General features: G+C 75.3%; 14 protein-coding genes. 9 read left to right on the top strand and 5 right to left on the bottom strand.

Going from position 1 to position 13,738, the window contains the following annotated elements:
* Positions 1-35: 35 nt before the first annotated feature.
* The gene (locus ACFVU7_RS35790) at positions 36-977 is read right to left on the bottom strand and encodes a polysaccharide deacetylase family protein (protein ID WP_388049529.1); all 942 of its coding nucleotides are present in this window, start codon (positions 975-977) and stop codon (positions 36-38) included.
* A 241-nt stretch (positions 978-1,218) separates the two neighbouring features.
* Between ACFVU7_RS35790 and ACFVU7_RS35785 the strand changes: the two genes are divergently transcribed.
* Positions 1,219-1,746, top strand: a complete 528-nt coding sequence (locus tag ACFVU7_RS35785; protein WP_117486546.1) for a GNAT family N-acetyltransferase — start codon at positions 1,219-1,221, stop codon at positions 1,744-1,746.
* Positions 1,747-1,809: 63 nt separating this feature from the next.
* On the opposite strand, the gene ACFVU7_RS35780 is transcribed toward ACFVU7_RS35785, so the two are convergent.
* Positions 1,810-2,694 carry a carbohydrate kinase gene (locus ACFVU7_RS35780; protein WP_388049526.1) on the bottom strand — a complete coding sequence of 295 codons (885 nt, stop codon included), beginning with the start codon at positions 2,692-2,694 and terminating at the stop codon, positions 1,810-1,812.
* Positions 2,695-3,069: 375 nt separating this feature from the next.
* Here ACFVU7_RS35780 and ACFVU7_RS35775 point away from each other — a divergent pair, with 375 nt between their 5' ends.
* The 3 genes from ACFVU7_RS35775 (at position 3,070) to ACFVU7_RS35765 (ending at position 5,669) form a co-directional block, all read left to right on the top strand.
* A complete protein-coding gene (locus ACFVU7_RS35775) occupies positions 3,070-4,668 on the top strand; it encodes a M1 family metallopeptidase (protein WP_388049523.1) in 1,599 nt (532 codons plus the stop codon).
* A 171-nt stretch (positions 4,669-4,839) separates the two neighbouring features.
* Positions 4,840-5,346 (top strand): NUDIX hydrolase, encoded by a 507-nt coding sequence (locus ACFVU7_RS35770; protein WP_074003825.1) that lies wholly within the window; start codon positions 4,840-4,842, stop codon positions 5,344-5,346.
* Between the two features lie 86 nt (positions 5,347-5,432).
* Positions 5,433-5,669 (top strand): hypothetical protein, encoded by a 237-nt coding sequence (locus ACFVU7_RS35765; protein WP_049659354.1) that lies wholly within the window; start codon positions 5,433-5,435, stop codon positions 5,667-5,669.
* Between the two features lie 14 nt (positions 5,670-5,683).
* Here ACFVU7_RS35765 and ACFVU7_RS35760 read toward each other — a convergent pair whose 3' ends face one another.
* The 3 genes from ACFVU7_RS35760 to ACFVU7_RS35750 form a co-directional block, all read right to left on the bottom strand.
* Complete coding sequence (locus tag ACFVU7_RS35760) at positions 5,684-7,264, bottom strand: sigma-70 family RNA polymerase sigma factor (RefSeq protein ID WP_388049520.1); 1,581 nt, start codon at positions 7,262-7,264, stop codon at positions 5,684-5,686.
* Positions 7,265-7,495: 231 nt separating this feature from the next.
* Positions 7,496-8,533, bottom strand: a complete 1,038-nt coding sequence (locus ACFVU7_RS35755) for a CAP domain-containing protein (RefSeq protein WP_388049517.1) — start codon at positions 8,531-8,533, stop codon at positions 7,496-7,498.
* A gap of 115 nt (positions 8,534-8,648) precedes the next feature.
* Positions 8,649-9,128 (bottom strand): GNAT family N-acetyltransferase, encoded by a 480-nt coding sequence (locus ACFVU7_RS35750; protein ID WP_388049514.1) that lies wholly within the window; start codon positions 9,126-9,128, stop codon positions 8,649-8,651.
* Positions 9,129-9,449: 321 nt separating this feature from the next.
* Here ACFVU7_RS35750 and ACFVU7_RS35745 point away from each other — a divergent pair, with 321 nt between their 5' ends.
* The 5 genes from ACFVU7_RS35745 (at position 9,450) to ACFVU7_RS35725 (ending at position 13,576) form a co-directional block, all read left to right on the top strand.
* The gene (locus ACFVU7_RS35745; RefSeq protein ID WP_388049511.1) at positions 9,450-10,994 is read left to right on the top strand and encodes an ATP-dependent DNA ligase; all 1,545 of its coding nucleotides are present in this window, start codon (positions 9,450-9,452) and stop codon (positions 10,992-10,994) included.
* A 247-nt stretch (positions 10,995-11,241) separates the two neighbouring features.
* Complete coding sequence (locus tag ACFVU7_RS35740; RefSeq protein ID WP_074003623.1) at positions 11,242-11,475, top strand: ferredoxin; 234 nt, start codon at positions 11,242-11,244, stop codon at positions 11,473-11,475.
* A gap of 110 nt (positions 11,476-11,585) precedes the next feature.
* Positions 11,586-12,800 carry a cytochrome P450 gene (locus ACFVU7_RS35735; RefSeq protein ID WP_388049508.1) on the top strand — a complete coding sequence of 405 codons (1,215 nt, stop codon included), beginning with the start codon at positions 11,586-11,588 and terminating at the stop codon, positions 12,798-12,800.
* A gap of 169 nt (positions 12,801-12,969) precedes the next feature.
* Positions 12,970-13,134 (top strand): hypothetical protein, encoded by a 165-nt coding sequence (locus ACFVU7_RS35730; RefSeq protein WP_158077733.1) that lies wholly within the window; start codon positions 12,970-12,972, stop codon positions 13,132-13,134.
* 103 nt (positions 13,135-13,237) lie between these two features.
* The gene (locus tag ACFVU7_RS35725; protein WP_117486557.1) at positions 13,238-13,576 is read left to right on the top strand and encodes a hypothetical protein; all 339 of its coding nucleotides are present in this window, start codon (positions 13,238-13,240) and stop codon (positions 13,574-13,576) included.
* The last annotated feature ends 162 nt before the right edge of the window (positions 13,577-13,738 follow it).

Here is a 13,738-nt window from a genome sequence, read left to right as displayed (position 1 = left end):
GGCGGCCGCGGTCGGGTGGCCGCTCCGGGCCGCCGCTACAGGTAGTCGTCCAGCCGGGCCAGTGCGAAGCCCTGCGCGGTGACGTCGTTGACGACCTTGCGCAGCAGGTCCGGCATCGAGGCCTTCCAGATGTCGGTGCCCCGGAAGTGGGTCAGGATGATGTCGCCCGGGTGCAGCTTCCGGTCGTCGTAGCGCCACTCCATGTGGTCCGGGAAGGCCTCCTCGTTCCACATCGGCACCGCCTGCACCCCGCAGGAGGCCGCCGCGCGCAGGGTGTCGTCGTTGTACTCGCCGTACGGCGGCCGGAACAGCCGGGGGCGGACGCCGATCTGCTTCTCCAGCTGGTCCTGCTGGGTGCAGATCTCCTCGCGCTGGGTGTCGTAGTCCAGCACCTTCAGGTTGCGGTGGTTGATCGTGTGGTTGTTGATCTCCACGCCCTGGGCGTGCAGGTCGCGGAAGTAGCCGTAGTTCTCGCGGGCGAGGTAGTCGGAGACGTAGGTGCTGAGCGGGATGCCCAGGTCCGCGGCCATCCGGGAGAACTCGGGGTCCTTCTCGTCACCGTCGTCGACGGTCAGGAAGACCACCTTGTCGTCGGTCGGCACCCGGAAGACGACGGGCGGGCGGCCGTCCGCGAGCTTGACGCCCTGCACCGGGGTGAGCTCGGGCTTGGTCGCCGGACGCGGCGGGGCCTTCAGCGGCGGGCGCTCCAGGCCCCAGTGCTGCGCGGCCGCCTCCTGACGGGCCACGGCCTCGGCGCTGTTCGCCTCCTCCGCCAGGGGCGGGGCGCCGGCGTGGTCGGCGTCCGGGGCGGCGGGCGCCGCGTTCGCCTCGGGCGCCCCGTTCGCCTCGGGCGCCGGGGCGGCCTTCGGCCCGGCGGGAGCGGCCGGAGCGGCGCAGCCGGCGAGGACGGCGGAGAGGCAGACGGCGGCCAGCAGGCCGGTCCGTACACCGCCCCGGTGGTGCTGGCTTCCCCTCAAACCCCCATTATTACGACAAACTGATGGTCTGTTCATAGGTGCACTGCTCCCCTGCCGTGCACCACCGCCAACCCCCGCGTCACCCGTGCGGGGCAACGACGCACCGGGTCCTTGCCGTTCCTTTGCCCGGGTGGCGGGGCGACCGGGTGACCGCCGGTCCGACGGCCGGGGCGGAGCGGGCCGGGTGGGGCCGCCGGGAAAACCGATTGCGGCGACGGCCCCCGAATCGGATCATGCGCGCATGACGAACACCGCGCCCCGCCGCTCCGACCTCTGGACCGTCACCACGGCCGATGTGACCGCCCCCGAGGCCCTGGATCTGCTGCGCGAGTACTACTACGACGTGGCCAACCGCTACTACCGCCTGCACTTCGACCGGGAGGGCACACCCGAGGAGCTGGAGTCCGGCCTGGCCGACTCCCCCAGCGACGACCTCGCCGCCCCGGACGGCCACTTCCTGATCGGCCGCCACGACGGCGCCGCCCACTCCTGCGCCGGGCTGCGGCGACTCGACGCCGCCACCGTCGAACTCACCCGGGTCTTCGTCCGGCCCGGCCTGCGCGGCACCGGCGGCGGCGCCGTGCTGCTGGCCGCCGTCGACCGGGCCGCCCGCTCCCTGGGCGCCGAGCGGATCGTCCTCGACACCCGCCTCGACCTGGTCGAGGCCCGCGCGCTCTACCTGCGCAACGGGTACCGGGAGATCCCCGCCTACAGCAGCGGGCCGTACGCCCAGGTCTGGTACGGCAAGGACCTCGCCCCCGTCGAGTAGCCGCGTCGGCCCGGAGGGAACGGACCGGGTTCACACCGCGCCGACGCGCCGGGAGGGCTTCGGTCAGTCCGTCAGGGCGGCGGCGAGTTCGGCCGCCGAGGGCGGGTTGGCGCCCGGGCGCGCGACGGTCAGCGCCGCCGCCGTCACCGACTGGGTGAGGCAGACCGCGAGATCGGCGCCGGACGCGTGGGCGTGCAGGAAGGCGGCCATGAAGGCGTCGCCGGCGCCGACCGTGTCCGCGACCGGTACCGGAAGGGCCGCGGCCTCGGCGCGCTCGCCCCCGGCGGTGCGGGCGAACGCGCCCTCGGCGCCGAGGGTGACCGCGACCACGGCCGGGCCGAGGGCCAGCCAGCGCTCGGCGACCGCCTCGGGCCGCTCGCCCGGGTAGAGCCAGTCCAGGTCCTCGTCGCTGACCTTGACCAGGTCGCTCAGCGCCACCCAGCGCTCGACCCGGCGGACGGCCCCGGCCCGGTCGCCCATCAGCGCCGGGCGCACGTTCGGGTCGTAGCTGATCCGCGCGTGCCCGCGCCAGCGCTCCACCAGTGCCAGCACCGAACCCGCGCCGGGCTCGGTCACCGCCGCGATCGAACCGAGGTGGATCGCGGCGGGCGGCTCGGCGAGTTCGGTGGGCGGGAGCGTCCAGTGGATGTCGAAGGTGTAGCGGGCCCGCCCCTGCCCGTCCAGCTCCACCACCGCCGAGGGCGTCCGGGCGACCTCGGCGGCCCGGACCCGCACCCCCGCCGACTCCAGGTGCCGCCGGATCAGCCGGCCGTTGGCGTCCGGCCCCAGTTCGGTGAGCAGGGTGGCCGGTCGGCCCAGCCGGGCGAGGCCGTACGCGACGTTCGCGGGGCTGCCGCCGGGGTGCACCCGGTCCGGGACGTCACTCGTTCGGACGATGTCGGCGACGCACTCGCCGATCACCAGAACGGGCGAGGCTGGGCTGGTCACGGCGGCTCCTGGCATCCGGTACGCGGGCGTCGTCTCGACCGCCAAGCCTACGGGGTGCCTCCGGGCGCACGGCGCCCGGGCAGGAAAGTACGGCCGCCGGACCTGGCCAGGTTTTCCGACGGCCGTGGCTCGTCCGTCAGGGGACGATGCACTCCTGACGTTAGACCGCGTACGGGCGCCGCGCCATCACCGTGGGCCGTCCGGGGGACACGGTGTGTCGCCGGGGCCGTGGTCCACCGTCGCACCACGCCGCGCCGGCGGACCGCACCGATCGCGCCCGCGCCGGCCCGACGGTCCACTAGCATCCGTGGGCCAGGCTCTCCCCGTCCCGGGGGCTCCGCCTCCGCTCCCGCTCGTGAAGTGCGGTGATCACCCTTGTCCAGGCCCCTCGGCCTCCTCAGGCCCTTCAGGCTTCTCAGGCCCCGCGCCCGTCTCGTCCCGTCACTCGCGCTCAGCGCGGTGCTGCTGTCCGCGAGCGTGCCGACGGCCGGCGCCGCCGACGGGCTGGGCGATCCGGTCTTCCCCTCGCTCGGGAACACCGGGTACCGGGTGCTCGGGTACGACCTGGCCTTCGACTACCGGGCCGGGCCCCGGACGGTGGACGGCACGGCCGTGCTCACCGTCCGGCCCGACCGCGCGCTCGCCCGGCTGGACCTGGACGCGCTCGGCCTGGCCGTGCGCGCCGTCCGGGTCGACGGGCGGCCGGCGGGCTTCGCCGCCCACGACGAGAAGCTGACGGTCACTCCGGCCAGGCCGTTCCGCCCGGGCGCCGTCGCCCGACTGACCGTCGAGTACACCGCCGACCCGCGCGCCGCGCTGCCGCACACCGGCTGGGTCCCCACCCCGGACGGCTTCGCGGTGGCCGGCCAGCCGAACAGCGCGCACACCGTCTTCCCGTGCAACGACCACCCCAGCGACAAGGCCCGGTTCACCATCTCGGTGACCGCCCCGGACGCTCTCCGCGGCGTCGCCAACGGCGAGCTGACGGCCACCGAACGGCGCGGCGACGGCCGCACCACCCGCCGGTACGTGTCCCGCGAGCCGATGGCCACGGAGCTGGTCCAGGTCTCGGTCGGCGACTACACCGTGCGCGAGCGCACCGGCCCGCACGGCCTGCCGCTGCGCGACGTCGTGCCGACCGCGCGCGCCGCCGAACTGGAACCCGCGCTCGCCCTCACCCCCGGCCAGCTCGCCTGGGCCGAAGCGCACCTGGGGCCCTTCCCGTTCGAGACGTACGGGCTCCTGCCGGCCAACACGGACGATCCGGCCGCGTTCGCCTTCACCGGCCTGGAGACCCAGACGCTCACCCTCTACAAGCCGAACTTCCTGCGGCAGGCGGAGCCGGCGATCGGCTCGCACATGATGCACGAGCTGGTCCACTCCTGGTTCGGCAACAGCGTCTCCCCCGCCAGGTGGTCCGACCTCTGGCTCAACGAGGGCCACGCCGACTTCTACGGACTGCTGTACCGCTACGAGCGCGGATGGCCGGACGCCTGGGGCTACACCACGCTGACCGACCGGATGCGCTACCTCTACGGGCTGGGCGACCAGTGGCGGCACGACTCCGGGCCGGTCGCCTCCCCCACCGCCGCCGACCTCTTCGACAGCCAGCGGTACACGGGCGGCGCGCTGGTGCTGTTCGCGCTCCGGGAGAAGGTCGGGGCGGCCGCCTTCGACCGGATCGAGCGGGCGTTCCTGCGCACCTACCGGTCCGGGAACGCGACCACCGAGGACTACGTGCGGACGGCCTCGGCGGTGTCCGGCCAGGACCTGCGGGGCTTCCTCGACGACTGGCTGTACGGGCTGCGGACGCCGCCGATGCCCGGTCACCCGGACTGGGTGGTGGGCCCGGTGGGCCTGGCGGGGGCGGCTCCGGGGGCTCCCGGGGCACCGGTTCCCGGGGCGTCGCTCTGGGAGAGTGGGGCCGCGGAGGCGGGCGGGCCCGCGGTGGCGCGGGGCTCCGGAACGCTCTGACGGCGCGGCTGGGACTGCTGGTGCACGCCCGGCGCGCCGCCGTGCGTCCGGTCGCGGCTCGCACGCCCCTGACCGGCAGGGGCGGGTGGGGCCATGGTGGTTCCCACGGCCCGCCCGCCGCCCGGCAGAGTCCCGGTCGGCTCGCGGGCCGTCCAGGGTTACGCTGCCGGCATGTCCGATCAGGGAAGCTACCGCCGCGAATCCGCCCGTGTCCTGTTGATCGACGAGCTGGACCGCCTGCTCCTGCTGAAGTTCCATGTCGACCCGGACGCTCCCGAGAGCGGTCACGGATGGTGCACGCCCGGCGGTGGTGTCGAGGACGGGGAGACCCTGGCAGAGGCGGCAGCCCGCGAGCTTCGCGAGGAGACCGGCCTGTCCGTGGAGCCGGAGGCCTTGCGGTCAGCCGTCGCGGAGACCTCCGGATACGCGGATGTCGGCTGGGCCGAAGGGATCTTCCGGGACGTCTTCTTCCGGCTTCGCGTCACGGGCCACCAGGTCGACGTCAGCGGCCAGGAGGCGAACGAGCGCACGTACCACGCCGGCCATCGCTGGTGGTCCGTCACCGACCTCGCGGCCACCGGCGAGACGGTCTACCCGCTCGGCCTGGCCGGGTTGGCGGCCGAGCTGGTGGCCGGGCGTGTCCCCACTGATCCGGTCCAGCTGCCCTGGCATCACTGAGGACCGCCGCTCGGGCACGCCGGTGGGGCACGCCGCTCGGGCACGCCGCGCCGTAACCCTTCCGGCGCAGCGTCGTTGGACCGGCCATGAAGAAGCGCAGCATGCTTGCCGTCGCCTCGATCGCCGTCGGTGTCGTGGCCTCCCTCACCGCGCCGAGCGCGCACGCCAGTGCCGTGGGCGGGCAGGAGGGACTGCCCGGGCCGCTGAGCAGCGCTCCGGACCTGGTGCCCGGGCAGGTCGGTGACGCGGGCGGCGTCCTCGGGGATGCCACGGGCTACGTGACCGGGTCGGCGAACGGCCTGGTGGCGGCCACTCCGGCGTAGTCCCCGCCCATGGCTCAGGACATCGGTGCTCCGAGGTCCTGGGTCCAGTAGGGGGTGCCGGCCGCGTTGGTGGCGAAGCCGACCCCGATGTCCTTGAATCCGCAGTCGAGCATGTTGGACTGGTGGATTCCGCCGTCCATCCAGCGGGCGAAGACGGCGGCCGGGGTGGTCGGGCCCCGGTCGAGGTTCTCGCCCCACTGGGACCAGCGGTAGCCGGCGGCGGTGATCCGGGCCTCGGTCCGGACGCCGTCCGGGTTGACGTGGTCGAAGAAGCCGCGGGTGGCCATGTCGTCCGCGTGCTTCTGGGCCGAGCCGTGCAGCCGGGGGTCGATCCGCAGCGGGGCGCAGCCGGCCCTGGCGCGTTCGGCGTTGACCAGGTCCACCAGCTGGCGCTCCGCGTTGGGCTGCGGTGTCGCGGTGGCGGTGCGGGTCGCGGTCGGTGTGGCCGTCGCCGTGGGCGTCGGGCTCTCCGCGGGCAGCGGGGTCGGCACCGGTGTCGGGGCGGTGGCGGCGGGTGCGGCGGCGGCCGTCGGGACGTCCTGGGCCGCGGCCGGGGCGGTGGGCTCGGGTGCCGTCGGCCGCGGCGGCTCGCCGGCCTGCGGCCAGACCAGGGCGAGGGTGGTCACGGCGACCGCCGCGGCCGCGCCGCTCACCAGGACGGCCTTGCGGGCCGCGGTGCCGGCCCAGCCGCCGTGCCCTCCCGCCGCCGCGTGCGCGCCGGTACCGGTAGAGGCCCCGGCTCCCGCGCCCGAGCCCGCTCCGGTGGCGGCCGAGGAGGCGACGGCGGCCGCCGTGTGCTGGAAGTGCAGCAGCACGGGCGAGCCGAGCGGGATCGGCACCAGGGCGAGGCCCGCCAGCAGCCCTTCGGCCGGGAACAGGTCCCGGCCGAGGCCGCCGCAGTCCGCGCAGTCCCGGATGTGACGGGCGATGCGCTTGCGCCAGACCGAGTTCGGGGTGCCGTCGAAGCCCGCGGTGAGCTCGGTCAGTCCGGGGCAGCGGGGGTAGGCGCAGAGCGCGCGGACGACGATGCGGCCCGCTTCGAGCTGCTTCTTCATCCGCTGCACGCGCACGGCGGTGTGCTGCGGGCTCAGGTCGAGGGCCTCGGCGAGTTCGGCGCGGGTCAGATCGCCGGCGGCCTCCAGCCACCAGAGGGCGAGCAGCTCGCGGTCGTCGGGGTCCAGCCAGCGGGTGGCCTCGGCCACCTCGCGGCGCTGGCCGGACAGGCCGAGGCGCAGGATGGTGAGGTCGGTGAAGTCGGCCCGGGGGTCGGCGACCTCCCAGGTCTCGTCCAGGCCGCCGACGGTCGGCTGCTGCTGACCGGCGGCGTGCCGACGGCGCACCTGGTTCATGGTGATGGCGACCAGCCAGGACCGGAAGGACTCCGGGTCGCGGAGCCCGTCCAGGCCGTCCAGGGCCCGGATCATGGTCTCCTGCGCGACGTCGTCCACGTCGGCGTGGCCGCCGAGGGCACGGCCGGCCACGTTGTAGACGAGCGGCAGCCAGGCGGCGACCAGCGCCTCCCGAGCCTGCCGGTCACCTGCCTGCGCCGCGAGCACCAGGGTGGTCCCGGTCCTGTTCTGCACCTCAGCGTTCATGGTCCGCACTCCGTGTTGCCGTGTATCCGTCCGCCGCTGCCTCCTCGGAGACCCGTGGGGAGTGATCAGATAACAACAATGTGCACGGAATCGGAAAATCGGCCCGGATCGGCGGGCCCGGTCTGGGGGTCAGACCGGGCCTGGGCAGGAGCGGAAGCCGGGACGATCAGGCGTGGACCACGGTCGGAGCGGGGCCGAACGGGGGCCGAATGGGGCCGGACCAGGGTCGGTTCACGCCGGGGAGGCGAACACCTGGGTCCACCACGGGCCGTTGTTGCCGGTCCGCACGCCCACGCCGAGCTGCTTGAACGCGCAGTTCAGGATGTTGGCCCGGTGGCCGGGGCTGTTCATCCAGGAGTCCATCACGGCGGCCGGGTCCTTCTGGCCGCGGGCGATGTTCTCGCCCCAGGTGCTCCAGCTGTACCCGGCGGCCTCGATCCGGTAGTCGGCGTGCTTGCCCTCGGGGCTGGCGTGGTCGAAGTAGTTGCGGTCGGCCATGTCGTCGCTGTGCGACTGGGCCGCACTCGTCAGCCGGGGCTCGGCGCTGACCGGCCCGCAGCCGGCCTTGCCGCGCTCGACGTTGACCAGGTCGACGACCTGCTGGGCGTACGACGGGGCCGCGCCTCCGCCGGCCGGGACGCCCCCTCCCCCAGGCATGCCCCCGCTCCCCGGGAAGCTGCCGCCCCCCGGCATCCCCGGGATGCCCCGCTTGGCGGTGCCCTGGCCGGCGGTGGAGGCACCGGCGGCGGTCGGGGTCGCCTTGCCCGTGGAGGCCGTGGGAGTGGGGACGGCCGTCGGGGAGGCGGCGGCCGAAGCCGTCGGGGAGGCCGGAGCGGTCGGCGTGGCGGAGGCGCCCTGGGTGGCCGCCGGGTCGGCCGCGGTGGGGGTGGCCGGCAGCGGAACGTCCGGGTTCGTCCCCCCGGCGCCGGGCACCTGGATGCCGTCGTGCGTGCCCAGCTCCGCCGAGATCAGCATGTCGGCGGCCAGCGACTGGCCCGCCATGTCGCGGTCGGTCTGCTTGCCGCCGTACGCCGCGTAGCCCGCGCCGGCCAGCGCGGCGAACAGCCCCGTCCCGGCCACGGCGACGACGACCGCGGTCACCGGCACGATCCCGCCGCCCCGCCGCGCCCGGCGGCCCCGGCCGGCGTGCCGCTCGGCAGCCCGCCGCGCCGCCCGGCCACCGGAGCGGCCGCGGGCCCCGTGCCCGCTGTCGCTGCCGGCGCCGCCCCCGCTCGCCGGGAGGATGGTCGTCCTGTCGTCGCTGTTCACGTGGCCACGCTTTCTGTTCCGGGTCGACTGGTCGGGTGTCGACACATGGGAGACCTCCCGGCGGGGCGCCGATAACAGAAATTCCGAACGAATGTCCGGAGGCCAGGCCGCGGTCTCAGCCGGCCGGTGCCTCCGGAGCCATGTCGTAGGTGATGAACCTGGTCTGATTGGCGACCTTGTCATATTTTCCACGGGCCCGGTAATTGTCTTCAGAGGTGATCCAGCGGACGGTGTTCCACCCGCGTTCCGCCGCGATTTCCCGCAGCCGGCCCAACAACGCGTCCACCGCCCCGCCGCCGCGGACCTCCGGCGCCACGAACAGATCGTCCAGGAAGCACCCGACCGCCCCGTGCAACGGCCGCGAGAACGGCCGGTAGTGCGCCAGCCCGACCGGCCGTCCGTCCGCGTCCCGCACCAGCAGCCCCGCCACCTCGTGCCCCGGATCCATCACCCAGGACCACACCAGCTCGGCCTTCTCCTCCGGAATCGGCACCCGGTAGAACTCGCAGTACCCACGGAAGAGTTCACGCCAAGCCGGGTAGTCACCGGCCTCGGGCACGCCGACGCTCCAACGGGCCGTGGAGGTGTCGTTCATCTCGGTCTCCATCACTCAGGGGGCGGTACGAGCCACCCAGCATGACGCCCCGTCGCCCCGCCGCGGATCACCGCCCCGGCCAAGAGCACGTACCCGCTACGCCACTCCGGCGCCTTGCCTCCCCGGCCGGGACCCCCGGACGCAGCACCGCCCCGATCAGCCCAACCCGCCCGGGGCGGGGGCAGGGGCGGCCTCGGACACCGGCCCGATCGGCACGCGAGCGGGTGAACACGGGGGCCGGGCCGGGCCCGGCTGGGCGACGGCTGCGCGGGTGCGGGGGTGGGGGTGGGGGCGGATGCTGAGGGGGGTGGAGGTGGTGGTGTGGCGGGGTTGTCGAGCTTGGCGTCGGTGTCGCGGGAGGTGGCGGCGGATGCGGGCCGGCGGGCGAAGACGGGGCTGTTGGCCGGCTGTCTGCGGGGGCTGGGGCCGGTGGAGGGGGCGGCGGCGGTGGCGTTGCTGTCCGGGGAGTCGCAGCGGTTGCGGACCGGGATCGGGCCGGCGGCGTTGCGGGGGTTGCCCGGGGCCGCGGCGGAGGCCTCGCTCGGGGTGCGGGAGGTGGAGCCGGAGCTGGAGCGGATCGCGGGGGTGCACGGGGCCGGGGCGCAGGCGGAGCGGCGGCGGCTGCTGCACGGGCTGTTCGCGCGGGCGACGGCGGAGGAGCAGGGGTTCCTGCGGGCGGTGCTGGTCGGGGACCTGCGGCAGGGGGCGCTGGACGCGGTGGTCGGGGACGCGGTGGCGCGGGCGGCGGGGGTGCCGTCGGCGGCGGTGCGGCGGGCGCTGATGTTCCGGGGGTCGGCGCGCGCGGTGGCGGAGGCGGCGCTGACCGGCGGGGAGGCGGCGCTGGCGGCGTTCCGGCTGGAGGTGGGGCGGGCGGTGCGGCCGATGCTGGCCGCCTCGGCGCCGGACGTGGCGACGGCGCTGGAGCGCACCGGTCCGGCCGCGCTGGAGTGGAAGCTGGACGGCATCCGGGTGCAGGTGCACCGGGAGGGCGGGGAGGTCGCGGTGTTCACCCGCGGCCTGGAGGACATCGCCGCCCGCGTCCCCGAGGTGGTCGAGGCCGCGCTGGCGCTGCCGCTGCGTTCGGCGGTGCTGGACGGCGAGGCGATCGCGCTCGGTCCGGACGGCCGGCCGCGCCCGTTCCAGGAGACCGCCGCGCGCACCGCCTCCCGGCGGGACCCGGACCGGCTGCGCGCCGAGGTCCCGCTCGACGCCTACTTCTTCGACCTGCTGCACCGGGACGGCGAGGACCTGGTGGACCGTCCCGGCCGGGAGCGCTGGGCGGCGCTGGCCGAGGCGGTGCCGGACGGCCTGCGGGTGGCCCGCACCGAGACCGGGGACCGCGACCGGGCGCTGGCCTTCTTCCGCGACACACTGGCGCTCGGCCACGAGGGCGTGCTGGTGAAGGACCCGTCGGCCCCGTACGCGGCCGGGCGGCGCGGCGCGGGCTGGATCAAGGTGAAGCCCCGGCACACCCTGGACCTGGTGGTGCTGGCCGCCGAGTGGGGCAGCGGGCGGCGGCGCGGCTTCCTCAGCAACCTGCACCTGGGCGCCCGGGCGGCGGGCGAGCCGGGGCTGGGCCCGTGGGTGATGCTCGGCAAGACCTTCAAGGGCCTGACCGACGAGACGCTCGCCCGGCAGACCGTCGAACTGCTGGCCCGGGAGACCGGACGGGACGCCTGGACGGTGCGGGTCCGGCCGGAACTGGTCGTCGAGATCGCCTTCGACGGGGTGCAGCGCAGCTCCCGCTATCCGGCCGGGCTCGCCCTGCGCTTCGCCCGGGTGGTGCGCTACCGGCCGGACAAGGACGCCGCCGAGGCGGACACCGTCGCGACCGTGCGGGAGATCGCCGCCGCCGAGGGGCTCTGAGCCGGGAGCGGGCGGCTACGGGCAGCGCCCGGAGGCCGTGAACCACCGTACGGTACAGGCTTGTTGGGGTGATGCCGGTTCAAACCTCCGGCGCCGCTCCGGCGGCTCCGACGGGAGCCGAATCGGCCATTCTCGGCGATCCCGCCACCGCGCCCTCCGTGGACGGAGTAGCGGCGGTTAGGTTGGCAATGACAACGAGAGGCGGCCGCCGGGCAGCCGGCGGCGCACTGGCGAGAGGTGCCCGACCATGCGGGTGAGTGTCGACCGGGACCGCTGTTGCAGCTCCGGGATGTGCGTCACGAACGTTCCCGAGGTCTTCGACCAGGACGACGACGACAGTCTGGTGAGGCTCCGTCAGACCGCCTTCAGGCCCGACCAGTTCGAGGATCTCAGGCTGGCCGCCCAGCTCTGCCCGGGCGGCGCCATCACCGTGGTCGAGGACGGGCCGGCGGAGGCCGGGGCCGCCTCGGTCGACGGCTGACCGTACGCCGGTCCGGGCCGGCCGCGGACCGGAACCGCACCCGGGACCGGCGGACGTCCGGCAACCCCACCCCCCACCGGAGAACCATCGCGACGCAAGGAGACCCCGCCTTGACGAGCACACCCACCGTGCCCGCCGTCCCGCTGCCGGCCCGGCACTCCGCCGGCTGCCCGTTCGGCCCGCCGCCCGCCTACACCGAGGCCGCCGCCACCGCGAACCTGAGCCGCGCCGAGCTGCCCGGGGGCGAGTCCTGCTGGCTGGCCACCGGCTACGCCGAGGTCCGCGCCATCCTGTCCGACCGCCGGTTCAGCGCGGACCTGCGCCACCCGACCTTCCCGCTGCTGATCGCCGGCAGCCGGGACCGGATCGGCGAGAACCCGAACTTCCTGAACCTCGACGACCCCGAGCACGCCCGGCTGCGCCGGATGGTCACCGGGGACTTCCTGGTCAAACGGGTCGAGGCGATGCGCCCGGACATCCAGCGGATCGTGGACGAGGCGCTGGACGGGATGACCGCGGGCCGCGCCGAGGCCGACCTGGTCGCCGACTTCGCGCTGCCCGTCCCCTCGCTGGTGATCTGCCTGCTGCTCGGAGTCCCGTACGAGGACCACGAGTTCTTCCAGGGCATCAGCCGGACGCTGCTCAGCAACACCAGGCCGTTCGAGGAGCTCCTGGCGGCCCGGGACGAGATGCTGGAGTACCTGGAGGCGCTGACCGCCCGCAAGCGGGAGGAGCCGCGGGACGACATCCTCAGCCGGCTCGCCGTCCGCGACGACCTCACCCCGCGCGAGGTCGCCAGCACCGGCTTCCTGCTGCTGGTCGCCGGGCACGAGACGACCGCGAACATGATCTCGCTCTCCACCGCCCTGCTGCTGGACCGGCCCGAGCAGATCGCCAGGCTGGCCGACCCGGCCGCGGTGCCCGGCGCGGTGGAGGAGCTGCTGCGCCTCCTCACCATCATCCACACCGGGGTGCTCCGGGTGGCGCTGGAGGACGTGGAGCTGGGCGGTACGACCGTCCGGGCCGGGGAGGGCGTGGTAGCGATGCTCTCCACCGCCAACCGGGACGGGGCGGTGTTCGGCGGCGCCGACCGGCTGCCGGCCGACGAACTGGACCTGGACCGGGACGCCCGGCGGCACATGGCCTTCGGCTTCGGCGTGCACCAGTGCCTCGGCCAGCCGCTGGCCCGCGCCGAGCTCCAGATCGCGCTGGCCACGCTGTTCCGGCGGCTGCCGGGGCTGCGGCTGACCGTCCCGCGCGACGAGCTGGCGTTCCGCACCGACGCGTTCATCTACGGCATGCGGTCGCTGCCCGTCGCCTGGTGACGCCCGGGGGTCTCCTGACGCCCGGGTGGGGTCCGCGGGGCGCTTCCCGGGTCACCCGGCTGGCCCTCGCGCCGGGGCGGAGGCAGGCTGGAGGGGCGAAGAGCCACCACCGGTCCCGCCGCGCCTCCGGCCCGGCGCGCCAGGACCGGCCGAGGAGACGGAGCCCGCGATGACCGACATGAGTGACCGGTCCAAGGTGAGTACCGAGGACGACGAGGACATCCGCGCCGCGGACCCCGAGGAGGGCGTCCCCTCGATGCAGAACCTGCACGCACAGGACACCTCCCAGGCGGAGGGCGCCCCCATGCTGGACGAGCCCGGCCAGCCCGGCTGACCGTCCGCCGTACCGACTCGACCGCCCGGTGCCGCCGGGCGGTCGCCGCGACCGCAGGTGTCGCTGCTCCGGCGGCGGGCCACCCGCGGGGGAGGATAGGCGCATGACCGAACACGACCAAGGAAACCGCCAGGCCCAGCCGCCCGCGGACCCGCGCACGTCGTGGGCGACCTGGACCACCCAATCGATCATCAGCGGCCCCGGCGGGGTGACCACCACCGAGATCGGCCCGATCTCCGGCGACCTCACCGTGCACACCACCTGGGTGGACGGCGAGGCGAGGCTGACCGTCCAGTACACCGGCGCGCTGGACTGGTACACGGTCACCGGCAGCCCGGTGCCGGCGCAGGACGAGACCACCGCTCGGGCGATCCACCAGGCGATGGTGAACGGCGTCAAGGCCGGCCGGGGCGCGGGTGCCCCGGCGCCGCCGAAACCCTAGGAACACCAGGAACCCCAGGCCCCTCGACGCCCGGGGTTCCCGAGCCTCCGGCGACAGGCGCGCCCGGGGCCCGCCCCCGGGCCCGGGGCGCCCGGGGCACCGCCCCCCGGGGGCGCGGGGCCGGCGCCCCCCGACGCGGCGGCGCGGGCGCGGCCCCCGGGG

The sequence above is a fragment of the Kitasatospora sp. NPDC058046 genome (assembly GCF_042885595.1).
GTDB lineage: Bacteria > Actinomycetota > Actinomycetes > Streptomycetales > Streptomycetaceae > Kitasatospora.
The sequence above is the reverse complement of the archived record's forward strand: the minus strand, read 5'-3'. Positions and strand labels throughout refer to the sequence as shown.

Coding starts and splice junctions, on each gene's coding strand:
- ACFVU7_RS35730 (WP_158077733.1), top strand. CDS start 12,970: ATGACCGACATGAGTGACCGGTCCAAGGTGAGTACCGAGGACGACGAG.
- ACFVU7_RS35760 (WP_388049520.1), bottom strand. CDS start 7,264: ATGAACGCTGAGGTGCAGAACAGGACCGGGACCACCCTGGTGCTCGCG.
- ACFVU7_RS35765 (WP_049659354.1), top strand. CDS start 5,433: ATGAAGAAGCGCAGCATGCTTGCCGTCGCCTCGATCGCCGTCGGTGTC.
- ACFVU7_RS35785 (WP_117486546.1), top strand. CDS start 1,219: ATGACGAACACCGCGCCCCGCCGCTCCGACCTCTGGACCGTCACCACG.
- ACFVU7_RS35770 (WP_074003825.1), top strand. CDS start 4,840: ATGTCCGATCAGGGAAGCTACCGCCGCGAATCCGCCCGTGTCCTGTTG.
- ACFVU7_RS35740 (WP_074003623.1), top strand. CDS start 11,242: ATGCGGGTGAGTGTCGACCGGGACCGCTGTTGCAGCTCCGGGATGTGC.
- ACFVU7_RS35725 (WP_117486557.1), top strand. CDS start 13,238: ATGACCGAACACGACCAAGGAAACCGCCAGGCCCAGCCGCCCGCGGAC.
- ACFVU7_RS35750 (WP_388049514.1), bottom strand. CDS start 9,128: ATGAACGACACCTCCACGGCCCGTTGGAGCGTCGGCGTGCCCGAGGCC.